The organism is Candidatus Dependentiae bacterium, assembly GCA_016191325.1.
In the GTDB taxonomy this organism is placed as follows: domain Bacteria; phylum Babelota; class Babeliae; order Babelales; family JACPOV01; genus JACPOV01.
The window spans coordinates 648550-664014 of sequence record JACPOV010000008.1 but is presented as its reverse complement, the minus strand read 5'-3'; the positions used below and the strand labels follow the sequence as shown (position 1 = coordinate 664014).

Here is a 15465-nt window from a genome sequence, read left to right as displayed (position 1 = left end):
TTATAATAAGATGTGAGAGTATTTTTGCTATTAGTATAACAAAAAAAATTAGAATCAAATAGCTGAGAAATTTCGAAAGGAAGCCATGGTTAACGTTCGCGAAGCTCTTCTTTACTTTATGGTTTACGTGATCTTTGTCCTGATCGATCTCGTGTGGATAGGGGGAATAATGCGCAATCTCTATACCTATGCACTCGGTGATAAAGCTCGCATGATTAATGGCGCTCTTGCTCCCCATTGGCCGGCAAGTTTAGCTGTTTGGGCATTGATTGTTTTTGGTATTTTTTATTTTGTGCTGCCACTTTCTCGCTCAGTCTCATCTGCCGCTTTACACGGAGCATTGTATGGGTTGGTTCTGTATGGAGTTTACGATCTGACCAATTATGCAACCTTGTCATTTTGGCCGACTCAGTTGGTTGTTTACGATATTTGTTGGGGTATTGCAATCAATAGCTTTGTATCGGCGTTTGCTTACTATCTGAGTAATCGCTAAAGAGTTATCATTTTTTGCACACGGACAAATTTTGTGCAATCGGCGTTTGATTGTTTGATATCTCCCTTGCGCGCTGGGCTAAACCTAATCCCGGCTGAGAATTCTGGAAACTCGTTTTTGAGCTGTTCAACCAATTGCAAAAGAGTAATGCTTTGGCCAGTTCCCACGTTAAAAACTTCAAATGAAGAAGTGGCTAGTGGCAAGAGACCTGAAGTGAGATTTGCCTGCACAACCGTGCATACCGGAACGAAGTCGCGGGTTTGGCTTCCATCGCCGTAAATTGTAATTGGCTGATTGAGTTTCATCCGTTCTTTAAATTGGGCAACTACGGCCGCGTACTGGCCGTGGGGGTTCTGGCGTTCACCGTAAACATTAAAATAGCGCAACGAAATGGCACTCAATTCCGAGCTTTTTACTGCATCGCGGCATAAGAGTTCTCCCATGAGTTTCGAGTGGCCGTAGGGCGATTCTGGTTTGCAATTGGTATGCTCACTACAGGTACCTTCAACCGATCCGTAAACCGCCGATGAAGAAGAAAAAACGACTCGCTTACTTTTATTTAAATGAGCAGCTTTCAGTAGATGAAGTGTCCCATTAACGTTTGTTTCAAAGCAATTTATTGGGTTGCTCATTGACTCAGGAACGGAAATAAATGCTGCAAGATGAAAAATAATATCGGTCTGTTTGCTAGCAGCGATGCAGGTTTGTAAGTTATTGATAGTTCCATGAATAAATTTGATTTGTGAGGAAACGTTCTGCAGATTCTCAAGCGAGCCGGTTGAAAGATCATCCAAGACAGTAACCTGAGCGCCAAGAGTTACGAGTTTTTCAACAAGATGCGATCCAATAAATCCTGCACCGCCAGTGACTAAAACGTTCATGTACGAATAGGTACTGTTTTCCATCTCAGGACTCTTTCTAAAAAACGTTTAGAGCGATAGGGTTAAACGATCGGCAGTTTTCTTCCCATCAAGTACTGCTTCTTGCATGCTCGAATATTTCCAAGCACCATATCTTCCTATCGAATGAATATCAAAATCTTCAAGCCGCCCAAGAATTTTAGGCAAGTTTGCTTCGCGCCAAAAATCATAAATAACGTACGCATGATCTATATGGATAATTTTTTTTGTAACTATTTCGTTCTCATCGAATGAAAGGAGTTTTTTTGTGCTGGTAAGTGCATGATCAAGCATTCTCGCAAGTGGCATTTTCGGTTTTCTTAAATAGGAAAGTTCACCATAGAGAGAACTGCAGCCAGCAGGGACGGTGCTTTGTGCAAAATTGTGCGGAAAGCCAATTCTATAAAAGGGAAATTGGGTTTCTGGAAAATAGATCCAATGTTTAGCAGAAAGATTTTCTCTCCCAATTCCTAAATTAAAATTGATCACAGAATTGCAGAGCAATTTATCTGCTGCTTTAGAAAGAGATCGCACGGATGAATTGCTTTTCAGCTGAATCAACAGTTTATCTAATGGCATCGTATTGATAAGAATCTCGAAAGATTCGGTTTGCCCATTGGCAAAAACAACTTTTTTTTCTTTAAGATCTACGCTGCATGCTTGATGTTGAGTATAAATTGGGTTTTTTAATTGAGCTGCTAGTTTTTTTATCCAAAATTCTATACCGCCAGTTTTTGGGTACACAAAGTGTGCATTGTAACCAACGGATGCGGGGCGATCGATAATACTTCCCTCAATAAGCTGCGCGAGCGTTGTATTGGGGACAAATCTTCCCATCCAAGTGTTCGTTACGTTTCTGATATTGTACGATAAAATCTTTTTTTGAAACGGAAAAAAAAAGTGGCGGGCAATACCAGAACCAAAATTAGCAAGCACCCAATCATGAAATGAAATCACTTTTTTATTTTGCTTGATAGGTCTTCGTGCAAAGCCTTCAATGCAGTCGGTAATAACGTTTGTGGGAAGTCCATAAAGATTTGATTGAAAAGGGTATTTTGTGTAGGTGCCGTGACTATAAATAAATGAGCATCGATCGATTGCATTCATATTTTCAAGCCCGACAACATCCGCTATGAATTTTTGAAAGTAGGGATCGCTTGTGTGCAAAAGATGGCCAGTATAATCGAAAGTAAAATTATCTTGCGTGACCGATCGGCATAAGCCGCCGACCGATGTATCTTTTTCAAATAACTTATAATCGGTAAATCCGTTTTTCTCTAAATGGTAGGCTGTTGAAAGGCCGGTAAGTCCTGCGCCAATGATTACAACTTTTGCCACTCACCCGCTCCTTTTTTGATGAAAACACGCCAATCTTTTGGGAGTGCTTACGTTTTTTAATTCTCCCGAAGCTTTTTTATGCTCATGGAGCAGCTTATTTTTTGGGGATAAAATAAAATGAAGAGCGGTAAAAGTCCAGGAGTTTATGATTTAAATGGGATCTCTCAACGGTAAGCAAAAATGAGCTTTTTATGAGCCAATGATCCTTGGAGCGTTTTAGGAAAAGTGTTTCGTTCGAATTCAAAATAGCCAGTTCTTATCGTTGATTCCAATTTCTGGGGAACGGAAAGCACTAAACAAAGCGTTGTTTCTGCTTCAAGTGCCAACGGATGCTGAAAGCGAAAGATGATTTGCTGTTTTTGACGATTCCAGGAACTTTCACATAATAAATGTTCTTGAAATGGCAAAAATTCTTTTTCAAGCGGTTTTTTATAAAGAGTGCCATGCAAATGTTCAAGCTGTGCGCCTTTCCACGAAATAAGAAGCTTTTCTAAGAAAAGCGATTGATCAGTTTTCTTTTTTTTGAATTCAATCGTGCACGCTAAGAGCCAGAAACTTTCATAACGAGATGTGCTATGCGCCGTATCAACCCGCTTCCATTTTTGGTTGATAGTCATTTGTACTTGGCAATAGGCAGAAAATGGAACACCTAATGCAATGAGAACGACAACGAATTTGTTCATCAACATGCTCCCCCTAATCTTTTTAATCGTATCAGTGGGCGAACAAATGCAACAACAGTTTTCTACATGCAGGCGATAGAGCCGTGAATTATTGGCATCCGCTGGTCGCCAACAGTGAATGAAAGCAGAATTTGAAAATGGTGACGTTTAAAATGATCAGGAAGTGGTGGGAAGGGGCCAGCTTTTTCAATTCTTTTGCGAATAAAAGCATCGAGCAGATCGTTGCCTGATGCTTTCATCATCTCGATATGGTGAATCTCGCCTTCTCTATCGAGCGTAATTTTAAAACTCACTGCTGCTTGCGTAGTTGGCCATGATTTAGGCTCAGATTGTCGAAACGAATTTTGCAAATACCAGACAACTTTTTGAATGTAACTAATATAACGCATTTCAATAGGATCTGGCCGCTTAGAATCATCGCCATCTCGTTTGAGCCAATCTTCGCCTTCATTTTTGATACTGTGAATAAATCCTTGTGCAATATCGGCAAAAGTTATTGAACGTGTTTGAACATCTGCGCCATAGATTTGCGAGGGTACTTGCTGCTGTTTTACGCGATGTCGTTTTTTTTGTAGAGGCCTGGTTAAAGGTTCAGAATTTTGAGTTTCATTCATTATGAGCTGCGTCATCGATTCTGTGTCGGTAGTTTTAACGATTTCATTGTTTTCTTCAGCTTGTTCCAGTGATTTTTGTTCGTCATCGGGAGAGTTTTCTTCTTTCTCTTCCTCAGATTCTAAATCTTTTGCATCAATTTGTTCTTTGGAGAAAGAGTTTTTTGCATTCTGGGTTTCTTGATTTTCCGTAGTGGGATCTCCAAAATTGGAAGCGCGTGGTTTTAACGATGCTACGCCCGTTGGATCCGGTTCTGGTTGCGCATAGTTGATAGGCGCTGGCGGTTCTTCAAAGGTAATTGATGGCATTAACTGCGTATGCTCTGGGGGTTTTATAAGAAAAAAAAGTATGAGAAAGCCGATGTGTAAAATAAGTGAAAGAATTATGAGCAGAATAATTAATGCTGGGCGACGACGTTCCGTCATGAACTTCCTTTTTTTTGCGCGTACAGCTTTCTTTTAAAATACGACAAAAATAGGAAATAGGTAAATAAAGTTTGATTGTCATTGTTCACCAAGCAATTAAAAAAACATAAACAGTTCGTTTAACTTTGACTTAGCGGATCATCTTTTTTACAATACGCAGCAATTAGATGTGGGCAAACAATATCTTAATAAGAGGTTTAATAGAGATGAAAAATGTTCTTTTATATTTAGTAATGATTGCTGGAATGAGCGCACACTTTAACGATTTATTGCCAAAAAAATTAGTTTATTTTGCTTCTCGCGCTTGCAACGCGTGTGGTTCGCAGGAGATGAATCCTCTTGAAGCGCAAAAGCAATTATTAATCCTTAAACTTGTTTTTCACGAATCCCAAAAGGCGTTCCTGAAAGCTGAAAAAAAACATTTGAGACAAATTTCATCAACCAAAATAGCCAGCATAGCGAGCGTGCCCCTCTTTGGGTTGTGGTCAATTCTTCTAGGAACACAGCAACAACTTAATACAACAGAGAGAATTGGCGCGGTCGCGCTCACGATGGCCGCAGCATCAGGATTTTTCTATTTGTTCTCTAAGGGATTAGAAACGATGAAAAAGAACTTTGCAGAAAACAAAGAGGCATATAGAGAATTTCTCGGCGTTCTTAGAATGGAAGTTGAAATAGAATTTAAGAAAAACAATCTTCCAGAGGCGCAAGATCTTATTGATGAAATAGAGAAAGCGCAGAACTATGCATTAAACATTAAAGCATAATTTAATACATCTATGGTACGCATTCCTCAGTTTTTGGCTTTTGCTCTTACGGTGAACCCACTTTTTGCTTACAACTTTGATGGAGCGGGCCGGCTTACAATTACAGCAGAAGAACGATTAAAATTACAGCATGAAAAAATTGTTCTTCAAATGCGCACAGATTACGATCGCATAAGGGACGAATGGGAGTGCGAAATCAATCAAAGAAAAGAATCGATGAGCACAGCAAAGCATTGGGCACAACTAATTCCCGTTGCTCTTTTGGTTAAAATCGGACTGCAACTTTGGCACGAAGATTTAACGCTCGAAGATGTCGCGACTTTTTTTCTAGCGGAAGGGGCTGTTTGGGCGGCGGCCAAAGTTCCATCTTTTGCTTCTACTGAAAACGATCAGAAAGCTGTTTGTGCCGATCAGCGAGCATGCAAAAAACTGCTTAATAGATTTAAAAAAAATCTTATACAAGCAAAGTTGGATTTGGCGGTAAATGGGATTCCGTTGATTGACGAAGAGCGAAATCTTGTTTCTTCAATGGAAGAGGCGGTAAAAGTATTTGATGGAAAAATTAAGGCATGCGAACTGCTCAATTCTATTGAAAAACCGAAAGCGCTTTCATAAATGATGGTTGCTATCTATAAACCACTACCTCGATCATTCTATAAACGTAATACAATTATTGTAGCCCGGGAGCTGGTTGGCGCATATTTAGTGCGTAAAATAGCCGGCAAATTAATTGTCGGGCGAATTGTAGAAACTGAAGCCTATCCAAGTAATGATCCTGCAAGCCACGCGTTTATAGGCGAACGAAAACGGAATCGATCGCTTTTTGGTCCCGTGGGCCATGCGTACGTTTATTTTGTTCATAATAATTTTTGTTTAAACGTCGTTGCCCGGGATGAAAGGCTGCCAGCCGGCGGGGTTTTAATTCGCGCCATCGAACCAATTTCGGGAATCGAATATATGAAAAAAAAGCGGCCGCATATTGATAACGAAATTAATTTAACTAATGGGCCGGGAAAATTAACAAAAGCGCTGGCAATAGCTCGAGAGCTTGATGGATTAGATCTTTCGGGCGAAGGTGAGTTGGTTATCGCTCGAGGAGAACCACTTGCATACGGTGAAGTTAAAGCAACGAGGCGCATTGGTATCTCAAAAGGAGTGAGTAAACGCTGGCGCTTTATTATTGCGGATAATCCATGGGTTTCTCGATACCGCAAAAACAAACCTAAATAATCCAAAACGCCTTGCGTATTTGAAAAATTCTTATACGCTTGTAATACATAGTAAGTAATTTAAAACCAAAATAGCGCTTAGCGGTTTGCAATAGTGCTACGGTAAGTAAAATGGCACGTTTTAAAACATTTTCTTTCTCGGTCATTTCATTTTCATCTACCAATTTCTTAGCGGTAGCTATTATTATTGTGGGCTACTAGCCCAACCATTATTATTCCCCAAAATCACATTTTCTAACTACATTTCGTAATAATCCCTGCATTTGCCTCATTTGAATCAAATGGCGTGCAAAGAAGGATAAATTTTTGTATTCTTTTTCACTTAGGTTAAACAATGAAAAAAATAGTATTTTTAGTACTTTTTCTTTGTAATAGTTCTCTTTCGATGATGACAAAACTGTCGACGAAATACCGTGCTCATAACCCCTCCCAAAATGGTATTCGTTCTTATCAAGATAAATATAAACAAAAAGTTATGGATATTGCGCTTCGAGAGGTGCCAAAACTTAGCTCAGTTGTGCCTGGCCAACATAACGGACAAAATTATCAAGATTTATTGCATTATGATATTATGCCAGTTTTTAATAATAAAAAAATTGAAGCCAAGCTTTACGTTGAGAGTGGTGTACCGGTCGGTTTTATTACCTACAGAATTTATGACCCGTGGTATGGTTCACTCATTCCTTATTATTCTATGGGGCCGAATGCTGAAATTCATCATTTAGTGATCGAAATGGGTTATCGAAATAAAGGTTACGGGAAACGCTTAATGGATTATGCGTTAACTGATTGTAAAAATAAATCGGTTAATCGTGTTACCCTTTGGACAACTGCGCCAGGTTTTCATGAATTGGAACAATTTTATCAAAAGTTTGGTTTTATGATTGTCCGAAGAACTAAACTCTTAGAGCAAAAATATGCATTAAGATTAAAACGTCATCCGATAGTAGGATTTGCGAAATCAATTTTATATGGTTGGCAAAAATAAAAGTTAGGCACTCGACCAAGCGGTTTTTTTTTGTGTATTTTGGGTATGAATTACAGATGTGATTGGATGATATGAAAAAAGTCTTTTGGGATAACCCGTATCAATGTGAATTAGATACAAAAGTTTCTAAAGTTAGTGGTAATCAAGTTTTGTTAGATGCAACAATTGCTTATTCCTTTGCTGGTGGTCAAGAAAGTGATAGGGCCACAATCAATAACATTCCGATTCTTGATTCTAAACGGGAAGGATATGTTATTTATTACACGTTACCTGAAAATCATGGCTTGTCAGCGGGAGACACCGTACGCATGACTATTGATTGGCCAAGAAGAAGCAGGCTGATGAGATTACATTTTGCCGCTGAACTAATTCTTGAACTTGTCACTCGTAAATTCGGCTACGAAAAAATTGGTGCGCATATTTCTGAAACGAAATCTAGAATAGATTTTAAATCAGATGAAAATATTAAGCCCTTTTTGCCTGAAATATTGGCTGAATATGATGACATCATTAAGAAAGACTTGCCAATAGAAAAAGGCTTTTCGGATGTCGAAAATCAAAGACGATATTGGAAAATAGAGGGCTTTGCTCAGGTTCCTTGTGGGGGAACTCACGTTAACTCTACAGGCGAGGTTGGATTTATTACTTTAAAAAGAGAACATCCAGGTAAATCTATAGAAAGAATTGAGATTAGACTTGTCGATGACTCTATTCCTATTAATCCTAACAAATAAGCTACGCATTGGCATTTCAAAGGGGATGAGTAAACGCTGGCGGTTTATTTTAACAAATAATCGATTTGTTTCAAAAAAGGCTGTGGATTAAGACTTACTTAAGAAAAACCAATTTTCGGTACGATTTATAAGCCATGCATGATGAAGTGCGTGGCTTTTTTTATCGGATGACTCCAGGAATCGTATAATTTCCTCTAAAAATTGTTCAGTAAGTACCATTGATGCTTGTTCGACTATTAGCCAGTGTACGAGTAACCGTTTTTTCATAAAAGGGTGAAGGTGCTTGAACTGCTCGAGATCGACGTGCCACGATTCATCACCTTTTTTGGTAAGGTTCTCAAAAACAACTTCAGTCATATCATCAAGAAAACTTTCCGTTTCCTGCAAATGATTAAGTGTTCGCGTAAATTGCTTTTCAAACCGAGAATCAGCCAAACAAATAGCAGGGATTACCGATGTGCGAATTCTGTTTCTTAAAAACGCATCCGATTCGTTTGTGCTATCATGTGCATAAGGAATGTTATTCATCTCAAGGTATGAAATAATAGCTGATTTATGCGTTTGCAAAAGCGGGCGAATATAAAGGCCATCTTTTGGTTTCATGCAAGCGAGGCCTGAAAGCGTTGCGCCTCGGATCAGTCGCATAAAAAATGTTTCTTGCTGATCGTTTGCATGATGGCCAAGCGCAATGGAGCTTGCTCCATGTTCAGCAGCTAATTGCTCAAAGAAAAAGCGGCGTAGCTTTCGGGCAATTTCTTCTTTTGAGCCGTTATTTTTTATGGAAACTTCGAGGTCTGAAGCTTTTTTTGCTATAAACGGAATGCCAAATCTTGTGCACAAATCTTTGGATAGATCAACATCGTTTTGAGCGTCTTCTCGCCATTCGTGATTCAAATGAGCCGCAATAATTTTTATATCGTGACTTTTTCGATAACGTTCAAGTAAATGCAGTAGAAAAACAGAATCTGGCCCGCCAGAAAGACCGGCGACAATAGTATCGCCGGTTCTAATAAGCTGATTTTTTTGAATGTGATTATCGATCTCGATTAAAATTTGATCCATCCGATCCGCTTTTACACATCCAAGTTTTTAACAAACTGACCATTCTGTTCGATATAATCACGGCGTCCGCTTACATCATCGCCCATTAACGTTGAGAACCAAGAATCGGCTTCAAGCGCATCTTCAATTTTTACTTGAAGAAGGGTACGGGTAGCATGATCCATTGAAGTTTCGCCAAGTTGATCCGGGTTCATTTCACCAAGACCTTTATAGCGCTGAACGGTCATATACGATTTGCTCAGTGCGCTAATTGCGCTGATGAGACGGAAAATGCCTTTATCAGTAGCCTTTTTATCTTTGCCAGTAACTTGCAAGGTCCATTCATGTTGCTCAAGAGCGAGCAACGGTTGGATAAGTTCAAGCAGCATTGGCAATTCTGGCGATGAAAAGAACTGAACATCAACCGACCATTCGCGGGTGAGCAATTTGAAAACAACATGCGTTGTTTCTGGTGTAATTTCGCCCACTTCTGGTTTGGTTGCGTGCATAGATTTGGCAGAAACTTGGTATTTCTTAAAGTGTTTACGCATATTCTCAATGAGCGTTTCTACGCTCATTTGTTTATTCCATGGATAAAGATGCGCACTTACTACTAATTGGTGAGCATTTTCATAAGAAATTTTGAAAATATGAGCGATTTCGATAACGCGCTGCTCGTAACCGCGTACCGCGGTGAGCAGATCAGACCATTCTTTGAGATTTAACTCTTTACCGTTGATGGTAAGAGTTGTTTGTTCTTGAGCCCATTCAAGCAAAAATTCTTTGAAAGATTTTTCATCCTTGAGATATTGCTCTTTCTTGCCAATCTTTGCTTTATAAAGCGGTGGCTGAGCAATATAGAGGTATCCCTTTTCAATAAGCGGCTTCATGTATCTAAAAAAGAAGGTAAGCAAGAGGGTACGAATATGTGCGCCGTCCACGTCCGCGTCGGTCATTAAAATAATTTTGTGATAGCGCGCTTTATTCACATCAAATTCTTGCTCGCCAATTCCGCAGCCAACGGCAGAAATAAGCGCTCTAATTTCTTCGTTTGAAAGCATTTTATCAAGGCGCGCTTTTTCAACGTTGAGAATTTTACCTCTGAGCGGCAAAATCGCTTGATTAAAGCGATCGCGCGCTCCTTTGGCAGATCCGCCTGCAGAGTCACCTTCTACGATAAATAGTTCAGTATCAGCAGGATTTTCATTTGAGCAATCGGCAAGTTTTCCAGGAAGTACCGCACCTTCAAGTGCTGTTTTTCTACGCGTTAAATCGCGGGCTTTTTTAGCAGCATCGCGCGCACGCTTTGCAAGCTCAGCTTTTTGCAAAATAACTTTTGCAATATTTGGATGCTCTTCCATATAGGTGTCGAGCGCTGCAAACGACCAAGAGTCAACAATCCCTTTAATTTCGCTATTGCCAAGTTTAGTTTTCGTTTGCCCTTCAAACTGAGGCTCGGGAACCTTAATATTGATAACGCAAACTAACCCTTCTCGAACATCTTCACTTGAAAAGCTTTCGCCTTCTTTAATGACGTTCATTTCAGGGCCGCGTTTATTGCACACTTTAGTAAGTGCGGTTTTAAATCCTGAAACGTGGGTACCGCCTTCAACCGTATTGATGTTATTTACAAATGAAAAAAGCTGTTCGCCAAAACCGTCGTTGTATTGCATTGCGATTTCGACGACGTATTGTTCATTTTCTTGGCTAAAATGAATCACCTGAGGGAATAGTGGCGATTTCTTTGAGTTGATATATTCGATGAACGAAACAATACCGCCTTCAAAGTAAAATTCATGTTTTTTATTGTTAGTTTCATCAACAATTGAAATGGTCAACTTTTTGTTTAAGAATGCGAGCTCTCGTAGGCGAGCGGCAAGCGTATCAAAGCTAAAAGCTGTCGTTTCAGTGAATATTTCATTATCTGGCCAAAAACGAATATAGGTCCCACGTTTCTTTGATTCGCCCGTAATTTTGAGCGGCGCAAGCGGTTTGCCTTTTTCATAGGTTTGCGAATAGATACGCCCATCGCGGTAAATTTCAAGTTCGAGTCTTTTAGAAAGAGCGTTTACTACTGAGACGCCGACCCCATGAAGACCGCCAGAATATTTATAGCTTTCTTTATCGAATTTACCACCAGCATGCAATTTGGTGAGTACAACTTCCGCCGCGGAAATTTTTTCTGTTGGATGAATATCGGTTGGTATGCCGCGCCCATTATCTTCTACCGAGCAGGAACCATCCGCATGGAGGTTAACGGTAACCGTATCTGCGTGCCCAGCCAGCGCTTCATCCACCGAGTTATCAACAATTTCGTAGACCAAGTGGTGCAGGCCATTTACGCCAGTTGATCCAATATACATCGCGGGGCGTTTACGGACCGCCTCGAGGCCTTCAATGACTTGAATCGATTTGGCACTATAGGTAGAACTCGAGTTTTGAGGATTATCTTTGGACATGCATACTCCTTGAACGGCAACCAGGGAAATTTTTTTGGCTAATTTACGCGATTATTTCTTTGCACTATACTGCATTATAGTATACAAAAAAAGAGTTTTTTTGACAACTTGGACAACACGGTTAAATCTTTAAAAGGTAATCTATGTTTTTTAATAAAAAAATGAGCCTGATCGCAGTTTTTTGTTTCTTTGGCAATCAACTACTTACTGCACAAAAAGCTCCTCAAATTATCAGAATGGAGCAGGAACTTGAGCGCCGAGAAAAGCAGCGCAAAGATTTTATTTGCTCAAAAAGAGGTTCAACCCAATCGACAGATATGGTATTTCTGGGAGGGTTATTTGGCATACTTGCGGGAACTTATTACCATGATTTAATTTATATGGGATGTGCTACTGCTGCTGCAATCGGTGCTGTGGGTATCCAAGAATATCAAGTTAATAAAGATGATAAACGATGCATACAAGAGAATGTTGCATATTTTCAGAAAGAATTAGGAAATTTAGAGAAATTCTGCGAAGAAAATGAAGTTACTCTTAGCTATATAAACGCGTCAGGCGAAGACAAAGAACTAATTCGAAACAATATGAATAAAGTGAAAGCGGATTGGAGAAAACAGCTTGAAAACTGCAAAAAAAAATAAAGTTAGGGCGTTTTTTCTAAACAGCAGATTCATAATAGCGCTCTTGGTTATGCAGACCTGGCACATTTCAATAATTCCATCATTCTCAAAAGAGTTTCTGTTACTTAGCAAACAAGTAAAAAGTGAAATCGATAAACAAAAATTGGAATGGGAAAAGCTGGAAAGTGCCAAAAGTGAAATAAATACTTTTAGCGCCCGATCTTACGCCGCTGCAGCTCTTCTATTTGTGGTAGGCAGTTTGGCCTATATGCGGCCAGGAAATGATATAGGAATAATAATAGCTTTTAAAAATCCAGAGACTATTCAATTTGGCGAGCGTTGCTTAGCGGGTTCTGCTTTGAGCGCATCGAGCGGAATGATTTATGAATATTTGTATGGTAAAAATACCATCTGCGAGCATTCCGAACTGTTTCTCGAGAAACTTAGAAAACTTGATTCCTATAGTGCCGAAATAAACAAAAAAATGGACGATTCAAAGATTTCGGACGATGAACGGGCGCGAGTAGTTAAGTATATGAATACGCTGAGGAATGAATGGCGGCAAAAACTTGATGTTTGTAAGAAGAATCAATAAAAAAGGAACTGTGATGGCTCGAATGACAAAAATCTTGAATGCTTTGCTGTTTTTTTCATGTGCCGCATCTTTGGCAAACGAGGTGTTTTCTGAAAACTGGTCTGGCAAATTGTACGATGAAAATTCGCAAATGCAATTTAATGCTGCTTTGCCGTTGGTTGCTCAATTTTCATTCAATGATGATGATAACGTTTTGGATATTGGGTGCGGCAATGGAAAAATTACTCGGGTAATCGCCGAGAAAGTTTCTAAGGGAAGCGTGATCGGCATTGATCGAGCACCTGAAATGATAGCATTTGCGTGTGAAAAGTATCGCGATAAAGAAAATCTGGAATTTTTACAATGCGATGCGTGCGATTTGCCTTTTGAAAATCAATTTAATTGTGCTGTTTCATTTTCATGTCTGCATTGGGTAAAAGATTTAGAAAAAGCTGTGTCAAAAATTGCAAGAAGCTTAAAAAGTGGTGGGAAGCTACTTATTTTGATGGAGCTCAAAAATGAATATCCATTAGTTAAAGCACTCAGTGAGGTTTTAACTGAACATCGCCTTGAAATTCCTTGGTATTTTTATACCATGCAAGAGTTACAAAATTGGCTTACGCAAGAGCATTTTGAATCAATTGAGTTTGCAGATTACTTTCAAGAGTTTACCTTTAAAAATAAAGCAGAGCTCAAAGCGTGGGTCGAATCGTTTCCCTATGGATCTGAGCTTGATGCTCATGAACAAATGGCAATGAATAATGAAATAGTTGAACGCTATTTATTATATGCTTCATCATGCGAAAATGATTTGATACGTGTAGTTTTTCCAGAAACAATTATTACAGCAACTAAATGTGAGTTCTCATGATTAAATATTTTCCTGTTTTGTTAACTATATCTTTTATTGTTTCTGCAGATGGTCTCACGATTAGAGATAAAGAAATAGCGGCTGATAATGCCGAAAAATCAATTCTTAGATCAGATTATGATGCTTTTAAAAAAAATTTAAAAAAAGCTTATAATATCGCAATAGGTGAGAAGGTGACGCCGTTAGGGGTTCATCATCAAGTAAAATTTGAGGAGGCGAAAATATTTATAAAGAAAGATGCTGAGCTGTTTGCTAGCTATCTTTGTAAAGCTCAGGAACAAATAGACTATTATAAATCAGAAAAGTTTAAAAATTATCAAAGTCATAGAAGTGTTGGGGTAATTTGCGGGGCTACTATTTTTGGTGGATTGTTTGTTAATGCTGTTCAAAAATTTAATGTGAGTGAGGAACTATTTGGCTTTGTGATTTTAGGATCGCTTGGGGGTGGTATGATAGGTTATTATGCGAATAAATTTATTGCTCCGCGATATGACTCTTTCAAGCAAGATCAAGCAGAGTCCATTAAAATTACAAGCGTGATGATAAAAGAAAAAGCAGATTTAGATTTGAAAATTGCAAAAGAAGCTAAAAAAGAAAATTTGCGTCAGATAATACGCGAAGAGTTAGCGCACTCAAGCAATAAAAAGCAAACTTATGCGTCGCCCGACTTTGATAAAAAATTAGAAGAAGCCATGAAAGAGCTGGGTATTAGCGATAGTGTGGCTGTAAATAAATTCAAAAATCGACTCAGCCAAAAAATATCGCCAGAGCAATTAGAAGATCTAAATGCAGAAAGTAAACAGGAATCTGACGGTAAAGGATCATATTTACTTCCTGGCGTTACATTTAAAGCAATTCCCGAATGAGTTCTCATTTTTATTCAGATGATTTTTTTATGCAGCAAGCGCTTGTGCAAGGAAAAAAAGCATTTGCTGCTGATGAAGTGCCCATTGGTGCAGTAGTTGTAAACAGTGCCGGTGAAATTATTGGCCGCGGCTATAATCAAGTTGAAAAGCGTGGTTGCCAGGAATTCCATGCAGAAATTCTGGCAATTAAAAAAGCGTGCAAGAAAATGGGCGATTGGCGCTTAGAAAACTGCACCTTGTTCGTAACTCTTGAACCATGCATTATGTGCATGGGATTAATTCAGCTAAGCCGCATATCCACTCTGGTGTTTGCGGCCCGTTCACCTCTTTTTGGGTATCACCTTGACAATTACATGGAATCTCAGCTATACAAAAAGGGCATTATAACCATAAAAGAAGGCGTCCTTCAGGATCAGGCGGCTGAACTCTTGAAGCTCTTCTTTAAACAAAAAAGGAAGTGATCGTGGCTGAAGCAAAAAAAGGGACGATAGGTGCAAAAAGCTTGGAATCAATAAAAAAGGGGTTGCTTGAGCGAAAAAAAGAGCTAGAGGAACAACTTTCCGATCTTTATCAAGTAAAGAGTGGTTTTGAGGTTCAAGATATTGGCGATCAAGCACAATCTATATCACTTGAAACGCTAAAAATCTCTTTGCAGGATAATGAAATTAATGAATATAACATGATCATGCAGGCGCTGCGTATGATCGATGAGGGAACCTACGGCATTTGCATAGAGTGCGGCCAACCAATTGCCGAAAAGCGATTGAAATCGTATCCAAATGCGAGCCGATGCATTATTTGCCAAGAGGTGCTTGAAGACCGCAAGCCTGAATAGTTTTCGCGGCAAATTCGTTGCAAAATATCGA

At 39.2% G+C, this 15465-nt stretch carries 18 protein-coding genes; 12 read left to right on the top strand and 6 right to left on the bottom strand.

Annotated elements, in window-relative coordinates; translation table 11 throughout:
* Nucleotides 1–85 precede the first annotated feature (85 nt).
* On the top strand, nucleotides 86–493 hold the full coding sequence (locus HYX58_03680; protein ID MBI2775078.1) for a DUF2177 family protein: 408 nt from the start codon (nucleotides 86–88) through the stop codon (nucleotides 491–493).
* Here the strand turns inward: HYX58_03680 and HYX58_03675 are convergent.
* The 4 genes from HYX58_03675 to HYX58_03660 form a co-directional block, all read right to left on the bottom strand.
* On the bottom strand, nucleotides 490–1398 hold the full coding sequence (locus tag HYX58_03675) for an SDR family NAD(P)-dependent oxidoreductase (protein MBI2775077.1): 909 nt from the start codon (nucleotides 1396–1398) through the stop codon (nucleotides 490–492). The genes HYX58_03680 and HYX58_03675 overlap by 4 nt on opposite strands.
* 24 nt (nucleotides 1399–1422) lie before the next feature.
* Nucleotides 1423–2730, bottom strand: coding sequence for an NAD(P)-binding protein (locus HYX58_03670; protein MBI2775076.1), 1308 nt, complete (start codon nucleotides 2728–2730; stop codon nucleotides 1423–1425).
* Between the two features lie 164 nt (nucleotides 2731–2894).
* On the bottom strand, nucleotides 2895–3413 hold the full coding sequence (locus HYX58_03665) for a hypothetical protein (protein MBI2775075.1): 519 nt from the start codon (nucleotides 3411–3413) through the stop codon (nucleotides 2895–2897).
* A gap of 62 nt (nucleotides 3414–3475) precedes the next feature.
* Complete coding sequence (locus HYX58_03660) at nucleotides 3476–4450, bottom strand: TonB C-terminal domain-containing protein (protein MBI2775074.1); 975 nt, start codon at nucleotides 4448–4450, stop codon at nucleotides 3476–3478.
* A 206-nt stretch (nucleotides 4451–4656) separates the two neighbouring features.
* On the opposite strand from HYX58_03660, the gene HYX58_03655 reads away from it, so the two are divergent.
* The 5 genes from HYX58_03655 (at nucleotide 4657) to HYX58_03635 (ending at nucleotide 8168) form a co-directional block, all read left to right on the top strand.
* The gene (locus HYX58_03655; protein MBI2775073.1) at nucleotides 4657–5217 is read left to right on the top strand and encodes a hypothetical protein; all 561 of its coding nucleotides are present in this window, start codon (nucleotides 4657–4659) and stop codon (nucleotides 5215–5217) included.
* A gap of 12 nt (nucleotides 5218–5229) precedes the next feature.
* Entirely contained in the window at nucleotides 5230–5832 is a 603-nt protein-coding gene (locus HYX58_03650) for a hypothetical protein (protein MBI2775072.1), read from the top strand.
* 3 nt (nucleotides 5833–5835) lie between these two features.
* Nucleotides 5836–6447: a DNA-3-methyladenine glycosylase gene (locus tag HYX58_03645; GenBank protein MBI2775071.1), complete on the top strand. Its 612-nt coding sequence runs from the start codon at nucleotides 5836–5838 to the stop codon at nucleotides 6445–6447.
* Between the two features lie 333 nt (nucleotides 6448–6780).
* The gene (locus HYX58_03640) at nucleotides 6781–7434 is read left to right on the top strand and encodes a GNAT family N-acetyltransferase (protein MBI2775070.1); all 654 of its coding nucleotides are present in this window, start codon (nucleotides 6781–6783) and stop codon (nucleotides 7432–7434) included.
* A 71-nt stretch (nucleotides 7435–7505) separates the two neighbouring features.
* Nucleotides 7506–8168 carry an alanyl-tRNA editing protein gene (locus HYX58_03635; protein ID MBI2775069.1) on the top strand — a complete coding sequence of 221 codons (663 nt, stop codon included), beginning with the start codon at nucleotides 7506–7508 and terminating at the stop codon, nucleotides 8166–8168.
* Nucleotides 8169–8255: 87 nt separating this feature from the next.
* Here the strand turns inward: HYX58_03635 and tilS are convergent, their stop codons facing one another.
* Together tilS and gyrB are read right to left on the bottom strand one after the other, a co-directional pair.
* On the bottom strand, nucleotides 8256–9230 hold the full coding sequence (gene tilS, locus HYX58_03630; protein MBI2775068.1) for a tRNA lysidine(34) synthetase TilS: 975 nt from the start codon (nucleotides 9228–9230) through the stop codon (nucleotides 8256–8258).
* Nucleotides 9231–9241: 11 nt separating this feature from the next.
* Nucleotides 9242–11668: a DNA topoisomerase (ATP-hydrolyzing) subunit B gene (gyrB, locus tag HYX58_03625; protein MBI2775067.1), complete on the bottom strand. Its 2427-nt coding sequence runs from the start codon at nucleotides 11666–11668 to the stop codon at nucleotides 9242–9244.
* A gap of 143 nt (nucleotides 11669–11811) precedes the next feature.
* Here gyrB and HYX58_03620 point away from each other — a divergent pair, with 143 nt between their 5' ends.
* The 6 genes from HYX58_03620 to HYX58_03595 are packed head-to-tail and all read left to right on the top strand — an operon-like array spanning nucleotide 11812 to nucleotide 15434.
* The gene (locus tag HYX58_03620) at nucleotides 11812–12309 is read left to right on the top strand and encodes a hypothetical protein (GenBank protein ID MBI2775066.1); all 498 of its coding nucleotides are present in this window, start codon (nucleotides 11812–11814) and stop codon (nucleotides 12307–12309) included.
* Complete coding sequence (locus HYX58_03615) at nucleotides 12287–12883, top strand: hypothetical protein (GenBank protein ID MBI2775065.1); 597 nt, start codon at nucleotides 12287–12289, stop codon at nucleotides 12881–12883. The genes HYX58_03620 and HYX58_03615 overlap by 23 nt, the downstream gene beginning before the upstream one ends.
* Before the next feature lie 13 nt (nucleotides 12884–12896).
* Entirely contained in the window at nucleotides 12897–13733 is an 837-nt protein-coding gene (locus tag HYX58_03610) for a methyltransferase domain-containing protein (protein ID MBI2775064.1), read from the top strand.
* Nucleotides 13730–14599: a hypothetical protein gene (locus HYX58_03605; protein MBI2775063.1), complete on the top strand. Its 870-nt coding sequence runs from the start codon at nucleotides 13730–13732 to the stop codon at nucleotides 14597–14599. Before HYX58_03610 ends, HYX58_03605 begins: the two co-directional genes overlap by 4 nt.
* Nucleotides 14596–15060 carry a nucleoside deaminase gene (locus HYX58_03600; GenBank protein MBI2775062.1) on the top strand — a complete coding sequence of 155 codons (465 nt, stop codon included), beginning with the start codon at nucleotides 14596–14598 and terminating at the stop codon, nucleotides 15058–15060. Before HYX58_03605 ends, HYX58_03600 begins: the two co-directional genes overlap by 4 nt.
* 2 nt (nucleotides 15061–15062) lie before the next feature.
* The gene (locus HYX58_03595) at nucleotides 15063–15434 is read left to right on the top strand and encodes a TraR/DksA C4-type zinc finger protein (GenBank protein ID MBI2775061.1); all 372 of its coding nucleotides are present in this window, start codon (nucleotides 15063–15065) and stop codon (nucleotides 15432–15434) included.
* The last annotated feature ends 31 nt before the right edge of the window (nucleotides 15435–15465 follow it).

Coding starts and splice junctions, on each gene's coding strand:
- HYX58_03650 (MBI2775072.1), top strand. CDS start 5,230: ATGGTACGCATTCCTCAGTTTTTGGCTTTTGCTCTTACGGTGAACCCA.
- HYX58_03640 (MBI2775070.1), top strand. CDS start 6,781: ATGAAAAAAATAGTATTTTTAGTACTTTTTCTTTGTAATAGTTCTCTT.
- HYX58_03605 (MBI2775063.1), top strand. CDS start 13,730: ATGATTAAATATTTTCCTGTTTTGTTAACTATATCTTTTATTGTTTCT.
- tilS (MBI2775068.1), bottom strand. CDS start 9,230: ATGGATCAAATTTTAATCGAGATCGATAATCACATTCAAAAAAATCAG.
- HYX58_03675 (MBI2775077.1), bottom strand. CDS start 1,398: ATGGAAAACAGTACCTATTCGTACATGAACGTTTTAGTCACTGGCGGT.
- HYX58_03660 (MBI2775074.1), bottom strand. CDS start 4,450: ATGACGGAACGTCGTCGCCCAGCATTAATTATTCTGCTCATAATTCTT.
- HYX58_03620 (MBI2775066.1), top strand. CDS start 11,812: ATGTTTTTTAATAAAAAAATGAGCCTGATCGCAGTTTTTTGTTTCTTT.
- HYX58_03680 (MBI2775078.1), top strand. CDS start 86: ATGGTTAACGTTCGCGAAGCTCTTCTTTACTTTATGGTTTACGTGATC.
- gyrB (MBI2775067.1), bottom strand. CDS start 11,668: ATGTCCAAAGATAATCCTCAAAACTCGAGTTCTACCTATAGTGCCAAA.
- HYX58_03655 (MBI2775073.1), top strand. CDS start 4,657: ATGAAAAATGTTCTTTTATATTTAGTAATGATTGCTGGAATGAGCGCA.
- HYX58_03665 (MBI2775075.1), bottom strand. CDS start 3,413: ATGAACAAATTCGTTGTCGTTCTCATTGCATTAGGTGTTCCATTTTCT.
- HYX58_03645 (MBI2775071.1), top strand. CDS start 5,836: ATGGTTGCTATCTATAAACCACTACCTCGATCATTCTATAAACGTAAT.
- HYX58_03635 (MBI2775069.1), top strand. CDS start 7,506: ATGAAAAAAGTCTTTTGGGATAACCCGTATCAATGTGAATTAGATACA.
- HYX58_03610 (MBI2775064.1), top strand. CDS start 12,897: ATGGCTCGAATGACAAAAATCTTGAATGCTTTGCTGTTTTTTTCATGT.
- HYX58_03600 (MBI2775062.1), top strand. CDS start 14,596: ATGAGTTCTCATTTTTATTCAGATGATTTTTTTATGCAGCAAGCGCTT.